The sequence below is a fragment of the Paenibacillus sp. FSL M8-0212 genome (genome assembly GCF_038004645.1).
In the GTDB taxonomy this organism is placed as follows: Bacteria; Bacillota; Bacilli; order Paenibacillales; family Paenibacillaceae; genus Paenibacillus.
In genome coordinates this window covers 56086-73057 of the sequence record NZ_JBBORP010000001.1, presented here as the reverse complement: position 1 = coordinate 73057, position 16972 = coordinate 56086, and the positions used below count along the sequence as shown (strand labels likewise).

Sequence of the window (16972 nt, the reverse complement as noted above, 5' to 3'; positions counted from 1 at the left end):
GTTCATGTTATTTTACGTACTTGCAGTACTGGTACTGATCGTTCTTGCTCTTTTGTGGGCAGGTGGGCTTTATTTTTTCAAAACGGCCATTCGCCGTACACCAAAAACGTTTTTGGTGGATAACCCGAATCTGATGCCTGAACCGGACAATGAAATTATCAGCAGTGCTTCCGATCTGAAGTGGCTTGATGGTCAGCCTACAGAAGAGATATCTCTTCAATCACATGATGGATTAAAACTGCATGGTACATGGCTCAGTTCCAATAAAGGGTCGGATCAGACGGTTATTCTGGCACATGGTTATTCGGGGAGAGGCAGAGAAATGGCTGGTTTTGCCCGATTCTATGCTGAAAAGCACGGCTATAACGTACTCATGCCAGATGATCGAGGTCATGGACAGAGTGAAGGTGATATCATCGGTTTTGGCTGGTTAGATCGGAAGGATTATGTCCAGTGGACCAACTGGGTGCTTGAAAAAGTGGGTACACAAGGGGAAATCGTATTGCACGGCATATCCATGGGAGGAGCAACCGTACTGATGACAGGTGGTGAAGCTCTGCCGACTCAGGTTAAAGCGATTGTGTCTGATTGTGCGTATACATCCGTGGAAGAAGAACTGACGTTCCAGTTAAAGCAATTATACAAGCTACCTGCATTCCCGTTTATACCTGTCACAAGTCTGATCTCCCGGTGGAAAGCAGGGTATTCCTTCAGAGAGGCTTCGGCTCTCAAGCAGCTTGCCAAAGTTAACGTTCCTGTGCTGTTCATCCACGGTGAGGCTGATACGTTTGTACCAACGGAAATGGTGTACAGGTTGTATGAAGCTTGCCCAACCAAAAAGGAATTGCTGACCGTCCCCCGTGCGGGTCATGGCACAGCGTTTCAAGTTGACCGCACCGGATATGAGGCGGCACTGGAATCCTTTATGAAAAAGAATCTGTCGCCTGCGTTTAATTGATTTTTTTGTGACAATCTGGGTATTAAGTAGAAGATGCAAATCATTTTCTAAACGATGGGGGTGCTTTGATGGGAAATGAACAATTTGAGGCTGCACGAAAAGCAGAGGCAGGTTATCACTCCAACTTCTATCAGAACAATGAATTATTCGCCTCTGGTACCTGGATGTCGAGGCCCATGCCTATGGTGATGGATATGCTGGAACGTTTACTTGCTCATAAGGAGGACTTGCGTGTCCTCGATCTGGGATGTGGAGTGGGAAGGCATACGATACCGATTGCACAGCGTCTTGCAAAAACGAACAGTGAAGTCATCGGTGTGGATTTGCTTGACGAGGCTATAGATGGACTTCGCAAGTATGCGAAAGAATATCAGGTTGATCATCTCGTGCAGGCAGTGAAAGCAGATGTTGAACATTATGCTGTTGAGAAGGATTATTTTGATTATATTGCTGCTTGCTCATGTCTGGAACATGTATCGAATAAGCAAGCTTTCATGGAAGCGCTAGAGCGATTACAAGCGGGAACTCGAACAGGAGGCATTCATTGTATTACGATGAGTACCAATGTGGAGGAAAAAGAAATAAATACAGGCCGTGAGATTGAGCCGTTAATTGAGCTGAACCTGCCCACAGCCGAGGCGATTGCTATACTGGAGAAGGCTTACAAAGGCTGGAATATTCTGCTTCAGGAACATGTCACACAGACGATTGAAGAGGAAAAGTATGATGAGCCAACACAGTTTCGTTGTGAACTGCTTCGTTTTGCTGTACAAAAGCAATAAACTCTCTGCCGGGACCTGACAATGGACCCGGCACTCTTAATGTGTGGTCTGAAGGGAGATCGTTAAGGATGAATACATATGTAATAGGGATGGATGGAGGAGGGAGCCACACGCGTGTGGCTGTCGCAGATCAGAACGGGAAGATTTTATCCTATGTGCAAAAGAGTGGTTGCAACCGTTATCACGATACCAATGCCGAGCAAAATGTGCTGGAAGCTATCGCCGAAGCGATAACTCAGGCTGGACTCCAATCAGATCAGATCGCTGCCATTCAGGCAGGAATGGCAGGTCTGAATCAGCCTGAAGATACGATTTGGTCGGAGGCATTACTCGCTCGTACGGGGATTACAGGCAGGATCAGTGCGGTAAACGATACGCACATCGCACATACAGCGGCCTTCGATGGTGAGCCAGGTATTGTCGCTATTGGAGGAACAGGATCTCTGATCCTTGGCAGAACCGAACAGGGAGCTTGGCTCCGCAACGATCAGTTCGGTCATTATGCGCCGACAGCAGCACGTTTTCTGGCTTACAACACCGTGCATTCAATCCTCGCAGGACGTTATGGGCCGCATGACCAAGCTTGGATTGAGCAGGTGTTGAGATATTGGAATGTTGCCTCAATTCGAGAACTCGCTGCGCTGGGAATAGCGGGTTTTGCCGAAAATAAACAGGCGACCAACCGGAAATTTGGTCAGATGGCGTCTATGGTGACTGAAGCTGCTGATCGGAATATTCCCCTCGCAGTTAGGGTGTGCGGCTCGGCAGCCGATACGGCTGTTGTGGGAATCCTCATGCTGGCATCCTGTTTCGATCAGCCCACAGTGTCCATGACGCTTACCGGAAGTTGTCTGAGTTCACCATATATGGTGGAGGCTGTTCAGAAAGGACTGGATGCTGCCAATATGCGCGAAGGGAAAAAAATTCAATACATATCCAGTAACTTGCCGGCAGTTGGGGGCGCACTGCTGGATGCCTATCATTTGGCGCAGATCAACGTATCGGATAACATCTCAACTATGCTTCAATCGGAGCTGAATCGGCCACACGACTTGAACTTTTAGAGGCTAACGACTACAATACGATAACGGAAACAAGCAAGGTATAGGAGGAATCAAGGTGTTAATTAATCTGAAATCACGCATACAGGAGCCGGAAGTACAGGAACTATTGTCCTACTCGGTCTTTCCTGATCCGGATCACTTGAACCGTGCGTTGCAACAATATGTAGAGAAAGACGAATTGCAGATGGGCGGTTACGAAGATGAGGGACAATTGATCGGTCTGATTGGATATGAGAAGACAGGAACAAGTGAGGTTACCATTCATCATATCTCGGTTTTGCCTGAAAACCGCTTTAAAAATTATGGACGTGGTATGATCTCACAACTGTTAGCAACATACAATCCTGATAGACTGATTGCTGAGACCGAGCTGGAAGCCGTCGAGTTTTATCGGAATACGGGGTTTGTGGTATATAGTCTGGGTGAATTATACCCAGGTGTGGAGCGATTCCGTTGTGTGCTTGAAAAAGAGGAAGATACGGACGAAGAGTAGCGCATAGGCTTTTTATTATTACTTTAAGAAATATATGAATTATAATCATTACAGGATGTTGGATTTGGCAATGAGCTGAGTCGGACGTCCTGTTTTTTTGTCGTTTTCATCAAAAAAACAGGAAAAAAGTATTGCTTTATAAGATTGTTTCATTATAGAATAGTTTCACAGAAGAATAGTTCGTTAAGTGAACTATATTGTGAAAGGAGAATGATGAATGAGCACACCGGATGCTAAAAGTCTTATTAATCGCTATTTGGATGCATCTTTCCTGATGACTAAACGATTTGATACCAGAATACGTGAACGTGTAGGGCAGATTTTGACGATGGATCAGTTCTGTTCACTTCGACTCATTAATGAGAAGCAGTCTTGTACACCCTCTGATCTTGCAGAACTTCTGTGCATAGGCAAGAGCAGTATTACTGCTTTGGTCAACAAGCTGGTGGATCGGGATCTGGTCCATCGAGCCGGAGATGAACGTGACCGCCGGGTCGTATATTTGACGCTGACAGAGACCGGAAGCCAGGTGTACAGGGAGACAGAGCAGGAAATACAGCAGATTCTGGAGCCGTATCTGGTTCATTTTACACCGGAAGAGGTTCGTAATTTCATTGAATCTTTTGAGAAGCTTGCAGCTTTGTTATCGCATGAAGGAGGACGGGAGAACGAATGAGAACGATATTGAAAGCACGATGGTGGTTGATGGGGTTATGGGTAGTTGTAGCTGCCGTATTGATGTTTACTGCCCCTAACATGAGTGAACTGATTCGGGAGAAAGGACAGATTTCGGTTCCTGAAGGATACTCGTCGACCAAGGCATCGGCGATTTTGGATGAAGTTGCAGCACAAAAAGGAGAACAGCAGGGCAGCCAGATTGCCCTTGTATTTTATAATCCCGATGGTCTGGGTACCACGGGAAAACAAGAGGCAGAGAAGGCCGTTAAGCAATTGGAGGGCGACAAAGAGAAGCTCGGCATTCTGTCCATTCTGGAACCTTTCTCTCAGCCTGAATTGTCCGAGAAGATGATCTCGGCTGATGGCAAAACGATTCTAACGTCGCTATCCATTGATCTGGGAGATCGTACGGTCAAGGAAATGCGGGAAGACCTGAATGAAGCATTGAAGTCCGTCAATGTGGAGCACTACATAACCGGTAAAGGTCTGATTGACGAGGATACCATTGAAAGTTCCCAAGAGGGGCTTAAGAAATCGGAATATATTACCGTTGTCTTTATTTTACTTATTCTGTTCCTGGTGTTCCGTTCGTTTGTAGCTCCGTTTGTACCGCTGCTGACGGTGGGGATCAGTTACATTGTATCGCAACAGATTGTTGCATTCCTGGTGGATGGGTTGGACTTCCCGATATCCACGTTTACACAGATCTTTATGGTCGCCGTCATGTTCGGGATTGGTACGGATTACTGCATCCTGCTGATCAGTCGGTTCAAGGAAGAACTGGCTCATCATGAGAATACGTGGGATGCCATCATTGCTACCTATCGTACTGCTGGTAAAACGGTACTCTTCTCAGCACTTGCCGTGCTGGTTGGATTCATTGCGATCGGCTTTGCTCAGTTTATCTTATACCGTTCTGCGGTTGCTGTAGCTGTTGGTATTGCAGTTATGATGCTTGCACTGGGAACTATTGTACCGTTCTTCATGGCCGTGCTTGGCAAAAAGATGTTCTGGCCATCCAAAGGTTCACTGGAACATGCCGAGAGCAAGATCTATGGTGCAGCTGGTCGCTTCTCGCTGAAACGTCCATGGGCTGCGTTGCTCATCATTGCAGCAGTATGTGTTCCTCTTCTGGCAACCTACGATGGCAAACTGTCGTTCAACAGTCTAGATGAGATTGGTGAGAAGTATGATTCAGTAAAAGCGTTCAACATTATCTCCGACAGCTTTGGTCCGGGCGAATCACTTCCAAGTCAGATCGTCATTCAGAACGATGAAGCGATGGATAATGCGAAGTATATGGCCGTAGCTGAGAAAATCAGCCGGGAAGTTGAGAAAGTACCCGGGATCTCCGGTGTCCGTAGTATGACACGACCTACGGGTGATGAGATCAAAGATTTTGAAGTTACACAGCAAGTGGGAACATTATCGGATGGACTGGGTGAAGGCAAGACGGGTCTCGACAAAATCCGTGATGGTCTGAGTGAAGCCAGCAGTCAGCTAAGTAAAAATGAACCACAATTAAAAGAAGCTGCCGCTGGAGCAGGGGAACTTACCAAAGGGACCTCCCAGTTGCAATCAGGTATCACGCAACTCAGCGAGGGACTTGGGCAGATTGAAAAAGGGATTCGAGATGGTTCTGCAGGTGCGGGTGATCTGAAAGCCGGACTTCAGCAAGCCAAAACGAGTGCAGATCAACTTGCACAAGCGAACAATCAGTTACTTGAAGCCTATCGTCAGGCGGGAGCTGGTGTCGCTGCACTCGGGGAAGGAACTCGTGAACTGGAGCAACAGCTGAGCGGGGTTTCAACGGCTTTGACCAGTCTCTCGGAATCCTTCACAGCACTTGAAGAGCGTTATCCTGAATTACAGCAAGATGCTGACTACCAGCGTATCAAAGGTACGATTGGTGAAACAGGTTCTGGTACAGCGCAGCTCGCTCAAGGTTTGGGGCAGATTCAGACCAAGCTGGGAGAAGCCGCTGCTGGAATTAATCAGGCCAATGAAGGTTTTGCCTCCGCAGCAGCCGGACAGAAGGCTCTTGCCGATGGTCTGAGCCAAATTGTGACGGGAATCGGTCAGTTGCAGTCCGGTCTCAACCAGGCTGCTGATGGTCAGGGTAAAGTGATCAGCGAAATCCCTTCCATCCAGGATGGTCTTGGTCAGCTTCAGGGTGGACAGGAGAAAATTCAGCAAGGTTTCTCAGATCTGAGTGGTCAGCTGACACAACTGACAGATGGACTGAACCAGAGTGTCGATGGCATCAAGCAAGTTTCGGGAGGATTGGATTCGGCACAAGATTATCTGACCGAGCTGCAGAATTCACCTGATTCGGATCTGGCAGGCTGGTACGTTCCTGAAGAAGCATTGAACAACAAAGACTTCAAACAGGTATTTGATACGTATCTGTCCAAAGATCGTAAAACGATGACGATTGACGTTATTTTCGCCGAGAATCCATACGGAACAGAAGCCATTGATCGTGTTCCTGACATTGAGGCGGCAGTACATCGTGCGGTACAAGGCAGTGCGCTTGAAAAAGCAGACATAGCTGTAGGTGGCGTTACGAGTACGTTTGCAGATTTGCAGGAAATCTCGAATAACGACTATACACGTACTGTAATACTGATGCTGGCGGGTACATTTATTATTCTGGTTGTGCTGCTTCGCTCGGTCATTATGCCACTGTATCTGATCGTTTCCTTATTACTGGCTTATTTCACATCGATGGCGGTAACTGAAGTAGTCTTTGTTAATATCCTTGGGTTCGCAGGCATCAGCTGGGTTACTCCATTCTTCGGATTTGTCATGCTGATTGCACTTGGTGTGGATTATAGCATCTTCCTGATGGACCGTTTCAATGAGAACAAAGGCATGAAAGTACAGGATGCCATGTTGTACGCGATGAAGAACATGGGAACTGTTATTTTATCTGCCGCGGTCATTCTGAGCGGTACATTTGCTGCCATGTATCCATCCGGTGTTCTCTCGATGATGCAGATTGCCACAGTAGTCCTTAGCGGACTGATCTTGTACTCTCTGCTGTTCCTGCCATTCTTCGTTCCAGTGATGGTGAAGATGTTTGGCCGGGCCAACTGGTGGCCATTCCCGAACAAGGAACAATCAGATTCCGTTGATTCGGATCGGACCATAGGCATGTAATGCATTGCAATAAATCAGGCTCTGCCGCGTTATGCGGCAGGGCTTTTTTCTTTTTTTACCTCTACAGAGAAGAAATATGGTTTTATGCAAAAGAAAGGTGCATGCCTAAGGACACCATCCCGCGCCTTGTCTTGCCACTCATCATAAGATATAGAGCAATTCATTATGGTTCAGAGAAATCACAGCAGAGAGGGGCGACGGGATGGTATATCGATATGTGGCTATAGGCGATTCATTAACGGTAGGTACAGGAGCGTTGCTGGGCACCGGCTTTGTTCCTTTATATCGGCGAATGGCAGAAATGAATGTTCGTACGTTTGTATCCATGGAAAATATGGGCGTGAATGGACTGACGTCGGGGGAAATGTTGCAGATGATCTCTTCGCATCCCCGAGTGCGGCAATCGCTCCGTGAAGCGAATATCATTACCATATCCATTGGCGGGAATGATCTGATTCGTACGTTTAAAGCAAGTAACGGCATTCCAAATGCCAGCAAAATGACACAGGTGCTCGGAGAAACCCGCAGTAATGTATCCCAGATCATGCGGCACATTCGGCAGTTAAAGGGAAACAGTGAGTATATGGTCCGATCCATCGGATTGTACAACCCGTATCCACAAGCGACGGAAGCTGCGTACTGGGTGCGCCAATATAATTCTTTTCTGAATGGAGCGGGATCAGGCAACTATGCGTGTGCTCAGGTCTATGACAGGTTCGAAGGTCGTGAGCGTGAACTTTTGTTCTGGGACAGAGTGCATCCCAATGCAAGAGGATATCGTGTCATTGCGGAGCAGCTTAATCGGACGGGATATTATCCGTTCTCTTGATCACTTTGGAACAGAACTAGACCAAGCGATGGACTTCCTTTAAGATAAATAGAAGACAGTTCCATTTTGTGAGATAAAGGGGTTAATTTTTGGTGCAAAACATCGATTCCGGTTCCCTCCATCCTTCAGAGCAGCAGCGTATATCCGAAGTGTTGGCCTTATACGGTTTCACATCGGATTGGAAAGGCGAGCGTGGAAAGGGTGGGATGAATAATTCTACTTACATGCTCCATGTAGACGGGACTAATTACGTCATGAGACAATATGAAACACATAATGATCCGATGAAAATCACCTTTGAACACGAGGTGCTGGAAGCCCTCCAACGTTCGAACTTTAAGCTTGATACACCTTCACCTGTAAGGCGGTTATCTGGTGAGGCAGGTACATTCCTTCCTGTAAAAGATACCCTCACAGGTCATACCAAAATCGTGACTCTGTTTCATTATAGGGAAGGCGTCAATCCCATCTGGCATACACCAGATCAATTGATAGGGCTCGGTAAAGCGGCGGGGGCCCTGTCTTCTGTTATGGCTACGTTGGATATAACAATTGAACCTGTATACCCACCGTACTATCAAATTCAGGATGCGTATCCGCTCTGTTCACCAGAACGATTATTACAGTTATGCACATCGCCTTCGGAGCAATTGGCCGCATGTGCAAATGAGTTGAAGCAACTGAGAGATGCGCTGCCAGATCTGTTTGAAGCTCTGCGGGGAATGGAACATCTGCCTCATCAATTGGTTCATGGGGATATGAATGCCTCGAATGTATTGGCAGATCAGCAGGATGGTGAAATCTGTGCCATTTTGGATTTTGAATTTGCGACATGGGATTTGCGGGTAATGGAGCTGGCTGTTCCGATGTCCGACCTCCTTACCATGGACAAGAGTGAAGAATGGATGTGGCAGGCACAAGAGGGACTGATCAGGGGATTTCGGGAACATGTCAGCCTGGAACGGGAAGAGTTGTTAGCTATACCTCGATTAATTCTGCTGCGCAGTCTGGATGTGGTCATGCATTTCATCAGCCGGATGTTTGAGGGTACAGATGAGCCGGAAGTGGCTGTGGATCAGATTGTGAAGCTCAAACAGCGGATTGACTGGATGTCTCTTCATGAAGAACGACTGCGTGAGATATTGGTATATTAATGTTGTTGTTAAGAATAAAGTGCACTGTTTCTGCTCATACGAGGGCAGAGATCAGTGCACTTTTATTGGTTAGAAGAGTGATATATGAAGATTACAGCGTATAACGGATGACATTACGCATTACAAGCCACGTTTGCGGAACCAACTGCGCACAGCCCAGCGGCGCTCCTGACGTTTTTTGTATTTGGGCAACGAACGATACACGTCCAACGATTGCTCGTAAGCCTGTTTCGCATCAGCATTGCGTCCGAGGGAACGATGAACCGTGCCGAGCAGATAATAAGCTTCACTGGAAGAGGAATGAATCTCCTGAAACTGATGCACATAATCCAGCGCTTTGTCTTCATGCGTATCTTTGAAGGCTCCAGCAAGGGTTAGGTACGGGCGTCCGTACTTGACTCTGGGGTTGATCTCAAGGGCTTGCAAAATATGACGTTCGCCTTTTTCGATGTTGCCCAAATGAAGCTCAGTTGTCCCCAATGCCTCCCAGTACTCAGCCGATTGTTCGTATGGGCGCTCCAGTTCAAGCAATAAGGCATGTGCCTCACTATACCGCTTGCGTTCAATTAACAGACGAGCCAGTTCCAGCTTGGAAGAAACTTCATTGGGACTCATGGCAAGCTGCTGCCGAAGCCGGGAGATGTTACGCATACGCTTGAGAGGTTTCGTGAAGCTTGGGAACACCCCAACGTAACGACGATCCAGAAAATACAGTATAACGAGTAAAATAAGGATGGCAATGAACGGATTACCTACAATCCGCCATAGAAGCCCAAAGATAAGAAATTTTATAAGCACAGGTTCAACTCCATTTATGATGTAATCGCGTTTCGTACACTTAAAATATATTTCGACTGATCCAGCGGGTCAACTCCTCTGCGTTTGCGAGCATGATTCACATCCGCAGGACAATCTTGGTATCCGGCAAACGAAGTCGTAAGCACCCCGCGGCCGCTTGTCTCGGAACGCAGTTTCACCGGATAATCCATTGAGGTGGCAAGAGGCATAACTCCTTCAATAATACAACGTCCGCTACCAATGACGGGGGCTTCGAAGGTTGCCCGCATATGTACCAGATCACTAAGGGCCTTACCGCCGTATTCTTCCGGGACCGTCAGCCGGAACTGAAGAAGGGGTTCCAGTAACGTGGTACCTGTTCTCGACAATCCATCCATGATTCCCATAGGCGTGGCTACGACAAAATCCAGCGGATGCGTATGCCAGACATGATGTTCCCCTTCAACCAGCGTGATACGCAGATCAGTTACTTCCCAACCGAGCATACCTTGAGACAAGGCTTCCGGAATTCGTCGTTCAACTTCATTCTGATAACGTAGCAGCAGATCATCTGTCCTTACGGTTGAGGAATATACCAGACCGCTTCCGCGAGGAAAAGGTTCAATCTTGAAGCGGAGGATGGCCCAGCAGGGCTTAGGCATCGTATAGGCGATGTAACCTTCTCCGGCTGTACGAGGTGTCTCCTTATAGATGACGGATGGCGGATCAAACACGACATCCAATCCGAAACGACTCAGCAACAGGCTGGATAAAATCTCAAGCTGAATGGTTCCCATGACCTTGAGATGCAGTTCTCGTTCCTCCGGTAACCATTGCAGGTCGAGTAAGGGGTCTTCATCCGTCAATTCTTGCAATGCTGCGACAAGATCGGGGTAACGTGCCGGGTCCTTGCCATGTACTTGTACGGTCAGCAAAGGTACAGCCATCTGTGGAAGAGGAGGTACACCCTCAGGATTGCCGATAATGTCACCCACATGTGTGTCACTCAGTCCGTACAGCATAGCAATCTGCCCCGCGTGAACGGCACCGGTATCCGCCCATTTCCGTCCATCCATGCGGCGAATCTGCGTCACTTTCTCTTCAAGCTCCCGCGTCGAATTATGGATGGTATCCCGATTGTGTAAGCTGCCACCATACATACGGACGTAAGCCGTGCGTCCCATCGTGCGATCACGTTCAATTTTGAACACAACACCGGATACGGGAGAGTCCACTGGTTGTGCAGGTGCAGGCAGAAATGCAAGGACCGCGTCCAGCAATGCCGTGACGCCAATTCCTTTGCCGGAAGCGCCATAACACACAGGGAACATCTCACCCTGATGCACATACCGCAGGAATGCTTCATTCAGATCCCTTTGCGATAACGGAGTCTCCTGGAGGTAGGCTTCCATGACCTCTTCGTCCAGCTCGGCAAGTATCTCGACCAGACCTGGAATGGAAGGTGTGCCATCTGACAGAGAATCTTGATTCGGGTTCCAGAGGGAGTCGATGCCATGAAATGAACCTTCATGGATATGGCATGTTTGGATTTCGCATGCGAAAGGGGACAGGGTGGAACGAATCTGCTCCATTACCGCTGGGGCAGATGCGCCAATCCGATCCATTTTATTAATATAGATGATGGTTGGGATGCGAAGTGAACGAAGGCCATGCCAGATGGCTTCACTCTGGGACTGAATTCCTTCTACTGCCGACAGAATGAGAATAGCGCCATCCATTACCCGTAGCGTTCGCTCTACTTCGGAGCTAAAATCAATGTGACCTGGCGTATCAATGAGGTCAATGATGGTGTTCTTCCAGATCAGAGAGGTCATGGCTGCCTGAACGGATATGCCACGTTCTTTCTCAATGTCCAGGGAGTCTGTGGCTGTTGTTCCGTCATCTACACGTCCCGGACTGCGGACGACACCACTCTCAAATAACATATGCTCGGTGGTGGTTGTTTTCCCCGCATCCACATGGGCGAAGATGCCAATATTCCTGCGATTCAATTCGTTTAACATGGAATGCTAAGCTCCTCTGACAACGGAATGCAATGTTTCCGACAAGTAATAATCCAGATTATCATACCACATCTTCCATATGGAAGAATATGTGGATATATATGATTAGACTCAGGAACCTACGTCCAGTCTGGTTCTATTTTAACGAGAACTGTTCATGGTTCTGCGATAAGCTGCGGGCGTTGTGCCGGTTAATTTTTTGAATTGACGGTAAAAGTGGGGCAGGCTGTCGAACCCGCAAGCATCGGCAACGGCTGCCATCGTCTCATCACCTTGTACCAGATGCTCTTTCGCCATAATGACCCTTCGCGCTAATGCGTAATCCGTTAGAGTCATTCCCGTGTATCGTTTGAAGGCACGACTGAAATGGGCAGGGGATACAGAGGCGTACTGCGCCAGTTCGGGGAGGGACAGGCCACTCCGAAGGTTATCGTCAATATGAGAGATCGTAGAAGAGAGCCATGAGGGACCCGGAGCGGATTTACCCGGATTCGCAGGTCCTGCAGCTTCCAGACGTTCCAGAAAAATGAGTAACAGTTGTAGCCTTAACAGGGCCGCATGTGCGCTTAGATGATGACCTAGCTGGAATTCGGTCTGAATATCATCAATAAAAGCGGCCACCTGTGATTGCTCCTCTGTGTTTAGATGCCTCTTATACACGCGTTGTTTACGACAACGTTCAAACAGGCTTAGCAAGGAAGAAGCAGCACCTCCGGCGGTGGATGCAAGCAATCCCGGGCTGAAGAACAATGCCGAAGATGTGACAGGGTTGCCTGCATCCGGCAAGGCTCGGTGAACCGTGCTGCCTGGAATGATGAACAGATCTCCTTCTTGCATATTCTCAAGTCCCGTATCAATAAAAATGCTTCCCTGTCCACGATATACATAGATAATTTCATGCCAGTCGTGAAGGTGATCTGGCAGTTCGTTCTGAGGGGATTTGGTGTCGCTGTACACCAGGCGGAACGGAATACCGGATTCTGCTTGAATAGTCGTACGAACAGGTGAACGTTCCATAAAGACTCCTTTCCAGACGATCGTCTTCAACGAGATGTTATACCTGGTCATGAGAGAGTATATTTACCGCAATATAAGCAATTTAATTTCCTTTTATTGATGATACAATGAATTTAAAGCGTTTACAATAAAAGGGTGCAGAGCCTTTGAGCTGCATTCCGACAGTACAAATAATCGATGAGGTGAGTGTCCATGTCGGCAAGCACGAAACGGCCAAGATTGAAGCTGAATTTACTGGGGAGCGATGGTCAGCGCAAGTGCAAGGAGATTATGGAGCGTCCCGTGAAGGTTTTGCAGATTGGAGAAGGTAATTTCTTGCGGGGATTTGCAGACTGGATGCTTCATGAGAGTGCCAGACAAGGCAAATTCCATGGAAGTGTAGCTGTTACCCAACCACGACCGGGAGGCAAGGCCAAGCTGGAGCAGATTCGCGATCAGGATGGGTTATATACAATGATTACGCGTGGTCTGTCTCAAGGAAAGCCGGTTGAGCGGACAGAATTGATCTCCATTTTCTCACAGTGTATCAATCCGTATGAGGAATGGGATGCCTTTCTGAACTTGGCGGAACTGCCTTCACTTGAGTTCGTTATTTCCAATACAACCGAATCAGGATTGAAATATACGTATGCGGACTATATCGAGGGTGAACCCGTTCAATCATTTCCGGGGAAATTAACGGTTTTTCTGCATCAGCGATATTTGAAATTTGATGGTGATCCATCCAGAGGTTTGATTCATCTGCCATGTGAGCTGCTTGAAGGCAATGGGGATGTGCTGCGCAGTTGTGTCCTCCGTCATAGTGAGGATTATGGGTATTCGGATGGCTTCCGTTCATGGATCGAGAAACATAATCACTTCTTGAACAATCTGGTAGACCGAATTGTCACAGGTGCGCCGACCCAGGAGGAAGCCGATTCCCTGACGAATCGTTGGGGTTATGAGGACCAGTTGATTAATACGGCAGAGCCATATCATTTCTGGGCCATTCAGGGTGATGAATCATTGGACAAAAAACTTCCTCTCAAGCAGGCAGGTCTTAATGTACATTGGGTGAAAGATCTGAAGCCTTTTCAGGTACGCAAGGTTCGTATTTTGAATGGGGCGCATACCTTAATGTCATCCCTCGGCATTCTTCAAGGCAAGCAGCATGTGAGAGAAACAATGGAAGATCCACATTTTGGCTCATGGATCAGGGAAGCTGTGCATCAGGAGATCGTCCCTGCTCTGGATATGCCCGATCATCAGCTGGACCAGTATGCAGAAGAAGTGTTCGAACGGTTCCTTAACCCGTATATTAATCACAAATTGCAAGATATTGCTTTGAATACGATCGGGAAATTCAAGGTTCGTGTGCTGCCGACACTTTTGTCTTATGAGCAAAATCAGGGAAGTTGGCCAGAACGTTTAATTCAAGGGTTTGCTGGATTATTGTGTCTCTACCGTCCGGTAAATACGCCAGAAGGTTACAAGGCACAACGACTGAATGGGGACGACATTCTGTTGCGGGATGACCCGGATGTCCTGGCTGCTTTGGCTGCACACTGGGAAGGTTATGACACTCTTAACAGGAATCAGAAGCAACTGGATAACCGGGTAGCGGCTGTGTTGTCGGATACCCTGATCTGGGGCGAAAATCTGGATGCAAGAGAAGGGCTGCGTGCAGCACTTGTTCGTGAAATCGGATTGTTGGAAGGTGAAGGGAAATGAACACAACAAGTACAATCAATGACTGGATTGCCATTCAACCGCAGGATGATGTTATTATAGCGCTTCGGGATTATGCCAAAGGAGAATGCATTACCCTGTCAGACGGTGTTTCCTTTACACTGCTCGATGACGTGCCGAAGGGGCATAAGATTGCTGTGCATACGCTGGCCCCAGGTGATGATGTGATGAAGTATGGTTTCTCCATCGGGATTGCCCAAGAGCAGATTGAGCAGGGAAGCTGGATTCATAGTCACAACCTGAAGACGGGGCTGCACGGATTGCTTGAATATGAATACCAACCGGGGGCCCAGGTTCAGACGGACATGCCACCGGAACATCTGCGCTCATTCGATGGATATTTACGTCCCAATGGTGAAGCAGGTATCCGTAATGAGATCTGGATTGTGAATACGGTTGGATGTATCAATAAAGTGTGTGAAGCATTGGCACGTATGGGTCAGTCCCAATTTGGAAGCCGGGTAGATGGTGTATTTCACTTTCCACATCCATTCGGGTGTTCACAGCTTGGCGATGATCTGAAGTATACACAACAGTTGCTGGCCTCCTTGGTGGAGCATCCGAACGCAGGAGGTGTGCTTGTCATCGGTCTGGGCTGTGAGAACAATCAGGTCGATGAATTCCGTGAGTGTATTGCTCCGGAATACCGCGGAAAAGTACGGTTTCTCAAAGCACAGGAAACGGATGACGAGCTTGAGGAAGGGCTTCGACTGATGGAAGAACTTGTGGAGATCGCTGAACATGAACAACGGCAGCCGCTTCCGCTCAGCAAACTCAAAATTGGTTTGAAGTGTGGCGGTTCCGATGGTTTATCTGGCATTACAGCCAATCCGCTGGTCGGTGCAGTTGCTGATATGCTGGTTGCTGCCGGGGGTACGGCTATTCTGACGGAAGTTCCGGAGATGTTTGGTGCGGAGACAATCTTAATGAACCGGGCTGCCAATGAGCAGGTATTTCATGATTTGGTGGACCTCGTGAACGGCTTCAAGCAATATTTTGTGAACCATGGCCAGAACATCTATGAGAATCCTTCCCCTGGTAATAAGGCTGGTGGCATCACAACGCTGGAGGAAAAGTCACTTGGATGTACGCAAAAGGGAGGACGTTCTTCCGTAGTTGACGTTCTACGCTATGGCAAACGTGTAACTCAAACCGGTCTGAACATTGTAGAAGCACCGGGGAATGACCTGGTATCTGTAACGGCACTGTCTGCAGCGGGTGCACATATTGTGCTCTTCACAACAGGGCGGGGGACTCCCTTCGGAGGTCCGGTACCTACCGTCAAGATTGCGACCCAATCCGATCTGGCTAATCGCAAAAAACACTGGATTGACTTCAACGCAGGCCAGTTGTTGGAGGGGCAGACGATGGATGAGGTCAAAGTACAGCTGTTCGGCCAGCTGATTGACATTGCTTCAGGACGGTCACATACACTCAGTGAGCAGCATGGATTCCGGGAGATTGCCATATTCAAGGATGGCGTGATTCTCTAAATTCATTCTGGCTGGATGTTGTTTATCGTCTACGATGCATTATAGGGTGAACCACAGCCAATTCCGGTTGAAATTTGCACTACAACCGGGATTGGCTTTATTTAGATTGCACGGATGCCAAGTGCTTTGAAGATGCTTGATAATGCGGCGGGTGAAGCATGTTGCTGTAGTTGCGCAGCCAACAGTTCACGCGCCTCTTCTACGCTGCCTTCGAATGGCTTAATGCCATGACGCTGCATCCAGTGATCTGCGGTCTCATATGCGGAGCTGTTCCATGCGACTTTGCCTTCGGCGAGTCCCTCTTTTTCTTTGGTTCCACTGATCACAATGGCTGCACAGCCCTGAAGGTCCAGAAGTCCACGGTCAAATGTTTTTTTGTCCTCTTTTGCCCCGAAATCAGCTTGTGATCGCAAGGCACGTCCATCGATGCCTTCCTGTTCTGCAACTAAGGCATGGAGTTTGAACGCTTCACGGGAGAGCAGACCCGCTTCATACTGTTCCTTGATGGTTTTGGAGTCGGCAAGCAGTCGGTGTACCCAAGGGAAGTACTCAGATGAGACAAGAAGCGCTTTCTTTTTAACAAATTTTCCATATGCAGCAATGCCCTCTTTAGCCAGGCGTGAACGCCATAACCAGGGATCGAGTTCATCATCCTTGTGCCAATGTTCTTTGGGGGTTAGCGATGACAGCGAAGGATAATCGGCAAATAGTGGTGCCAGAGGCAGCAGCCCTATAGACTGGATACGCTGTACTGCTTGTTCGTACGTTATAACGGCTTCATAAGTCATGATATCAGTAGGCTCCTTTTGTGTT

Annotated in this window: 14 protein-coding genes; 10 read left to right on the top strand and 4 right to left on the bottom strand. The window is 48.0% G+C overall.

What is annotated here, in order from left to right:
* Window positions 1-4 precede the first annotated feature (4 nt).
* The 8 genes from MKX68_RS00310 to MKX68_RS00275 all read left to right on the top strand — a co-directional run bounded on the left by MKX68_RS00310 (window position 5) and on the right by MKX68_RS00275 (window position 9120).
* Window positions 5-958 (top strand): alpha/beta hydrolase, encoded by a 954-nt coding sequence (locus MKX68_RS00310; RefSeq protein ID WP_338593754.1) that lies wholly within the window; start codon window positions 5-7, stop codon window positions 956-958.
* A gap of 68 nt (window positions 959-1026) precedes the next feature.
* Window positions 1027-1740, top strand: coding sequence for a class I SAM-dependent methyltransferase (locus tag MKX68_RS00305; RefSeq protein WP_338593755.1), 714 nt, complete (start codon window positions 1027-1029; stop codon window positions 1738-1740).
* Window positions 1741-1808: 68 nt separating this feature from the next.
* Complete coding sequence (locus tag MKX68_RS00300) at window positions 1809-2804, top strand: BadF/BadG/BcrA/BcrD ATPase family protein (protein WP_340908273.1); 996 nt, start codon at window positions 1809-1811, stop codon at window positions 2802-2804.
* 55 nt (window positions 2805-2859) lie between these two features.
* Window positions 2860-3297 carry a GNAT family N-acetyltransferase gene (locus tag MKX68_RS00295; protein ID WP_036609514.1) on the top strand — a complete coding sequence of 146 codons (438 nt, stop codon included), beginning with the start codon at window positions 2860-2862 and terminating at the stop codon, window positions 3295-3297.
* Between the two features lie 217 nt (window positions 3298-3514).
* Window positions 3515-3973, top strand: a complete 459-nt coding sequence (locus MKX68_RS00290; RefSeq protein ID WP_338593757.1) for a MarR family winged helix-turn-helix transcriptional regulator — start codon at window positions 3515-3517, stop codon at window positions 3971-3973.
* Window positions 3970-7137: an MMPL family transporter gene (locus tag MKX68_RS00285; protein ID WP_340908270.1), complete on the top strand. Its 3168-nt coding sequence runs from the start codon at window positions 3970-3972 to the stop codon at window positions 7135-7137. The genes MKX68_RS00290 and MKX68_RS00285 overlap by 4 nt, the downstream gene beginning before the upstream one ends.
* Before the next feature lie 202 nt (window positions 7138-7339).
* On the top strand, window positions 7340-7966 hold the full coding sequence (locus tag MKX68_RS00280; protein WP_338593759.1) for a GDSL-type esterase/lipase family protein: 627 nt from the start codon (window positions 7340-7342) through the stop codon (window positions 7964-7966).
* 92 nt (window positions 7967-8058) lie between these two features.
* On the top strand, window positions 8059-9120 hold the full coding sequence (locus MKX68_RS00275; protein ID WP_340908267.1) for a phosphotransferase: 1062 nt from the start codon (window positions 8059-8061) through the stop codon (window positions 9118-9120).
* A 120-nt stretch (window positions 9121-9240) separates the two neighbouring features.
* Here MKX68_RS00275 and MKX68_RS00270 read toward each other — a convergent pair whose 3' ends face one another.
* From MKX68_RS00270 to MKX68_RS00260, 3 genes are all read right to left on the bottom strand, one after another.
* Complete coding sequence (locus tag MKX68_RS00270; protein WP_339784633.1) at window positions 9241-9918, bottom strand: tetratricopeptide repeat protein; 678 nt, start codon at window positions 9916-9918, stop codon at window positions 9241-9243.
* 14 nt (window positions 9919-9932) lie between these two features.
* Window positions 9933-11921 (bottom strand): translation factor GTPase family protein, encoded by a 1989-nt coding sequence (locus MKX68_RS00265; RefSeq protein WP_340908265.1) that lies wholly within the window; start codon window positions 11919-11921, stop codon window positions 9933-9935.
* Window positions 11922-12062: 141 nt separating this feature from the next.
* Window positions 12063-12989 carry an AraC family transcriptional regulator gene (locus MKX68_RS00260; protein WP_340908263.1) on the bottom strand — a complete coding sequence of 309 codons (927 nt, stop codon included), beginning with the start codon at window positions 12987-12989 and terminating at the stop codon, window positions 12063-12065.
* Between the two features lie 141 nt (window positions 12990-13130).
* Between MKX68_RS00260 and MKX68_RS00255 the strand changes: the two genes are divergently transcribed.
* On the top strand, window positions 13131-14648 hold the full coding sequence (locus tag MKX68_RS00255) for a tagaturonate reductase (protein ID WP_340908260.1): 1518 nt from the start codon (window positions 13131-13133) through the stop codon (window positions 14646-14648).
* Entirely contained in the window at window positions 14645-16159 is a 1515-nt protein-coding gene (locus MKX68_RS00250) for a UxaA family hydrolase (RefSeq protein ID WP_339784621.1), read from the top strand. Before MKX68_RS00255 ends, MKX68_RS00250 begins: the two co-directional genes overlap by 4 nt.
* Before the next feature lie 101 nt (window positions 16160-16260).
* Here the strand turns inward: MKX68_RS00250 and MKX68_RS00245 are convergent, their stop codons facing one another.
* On the bottom strand, window positions 16261-16947 hold the full coding sequence (locus MKX68_RS00245) for an AlkZ-related protein (protein WP_340908257.1): 687 nt from the start codon (window positions 16945-16947) through the stop codon (window positions 16261-16263).
* Between the last annotated feature and the right edge of the window lie 25 nt (window positions 16948-16972).

Coding starts and splice junctions, on each gene's coding strand:
- MKX68_RS00310 (WP_338593754.1), top strand. CDS start 5: ATGTTATTTTACGTACTTGCAGTACTGGTACTGATCGTTCTTGCTCTT.
- MKX68_RS00305 (WP_338593755.1), top strand. CDS start 1,027: ATGGGAAATGAACAATTTGAGGCTGCACGAAAAGCAGAGGCAGGTTAT.
- MKX68_RS00300 (WP_340908273.1), top strand. CDS start 1,809: ATGAATACATATGTAATAGGGATGGATGGAGGAGGGAGCCACACGCGT.
- MKX68_RS00290 (WP_338593757.1), top strand. CDS start 3,515: ATGAGCACACCGGATGCTAAAAGTCTTATTAATCGCTATTTGGATGCA.
- MKX68_RS00285 (WP_340908270.1), top strand. CDS start 3,970: ATGAGAACGATATTGAAAGCACGATGGTGGTTGATGGGGTTATGGGTA.
- MKX68_RS00280 (WP_338593759.1), top strand. CDS start 7,340: ATGGTATATCGATATGTGGCTATAGGCGATTCATTAACGGTAGGTACA.
- MKX68_RS00265 (WP_340908265.1), bottom strand. CDS start 11,921: ATGTTAAACGAATTGAATCGCAGGAATATTGGCATCTTCGCCCATGTG.
- MKX68_RS00260 (WP_340908263.1), bottom strand. CDS start 12,989: ATGACCAGGTATAACATCTCGTTGAAGACGATCGTCTGGAAAGGAGTC.
- MKX68_RS00255 (WP_340908260.1), top strand. CDS start 13,131: ATGTCGGCAAGCACGAAACGGCCAAGATTGAAGCTGAATTTACTGGGG.
- MKX68_RS00250 (WP_339784621.1), top strand. CDS start 14,645: ATGAACACAACAAGTACAATCAATGACTGGATTGCCATTCAACCGCAG.
- MKX68_RS00245 (WP_340908257.1), bottom strand. CDS start 16,947: ATGACTTATGAAGCCGTTATAACGTACGAACAAGCAGTACAGCGTATC.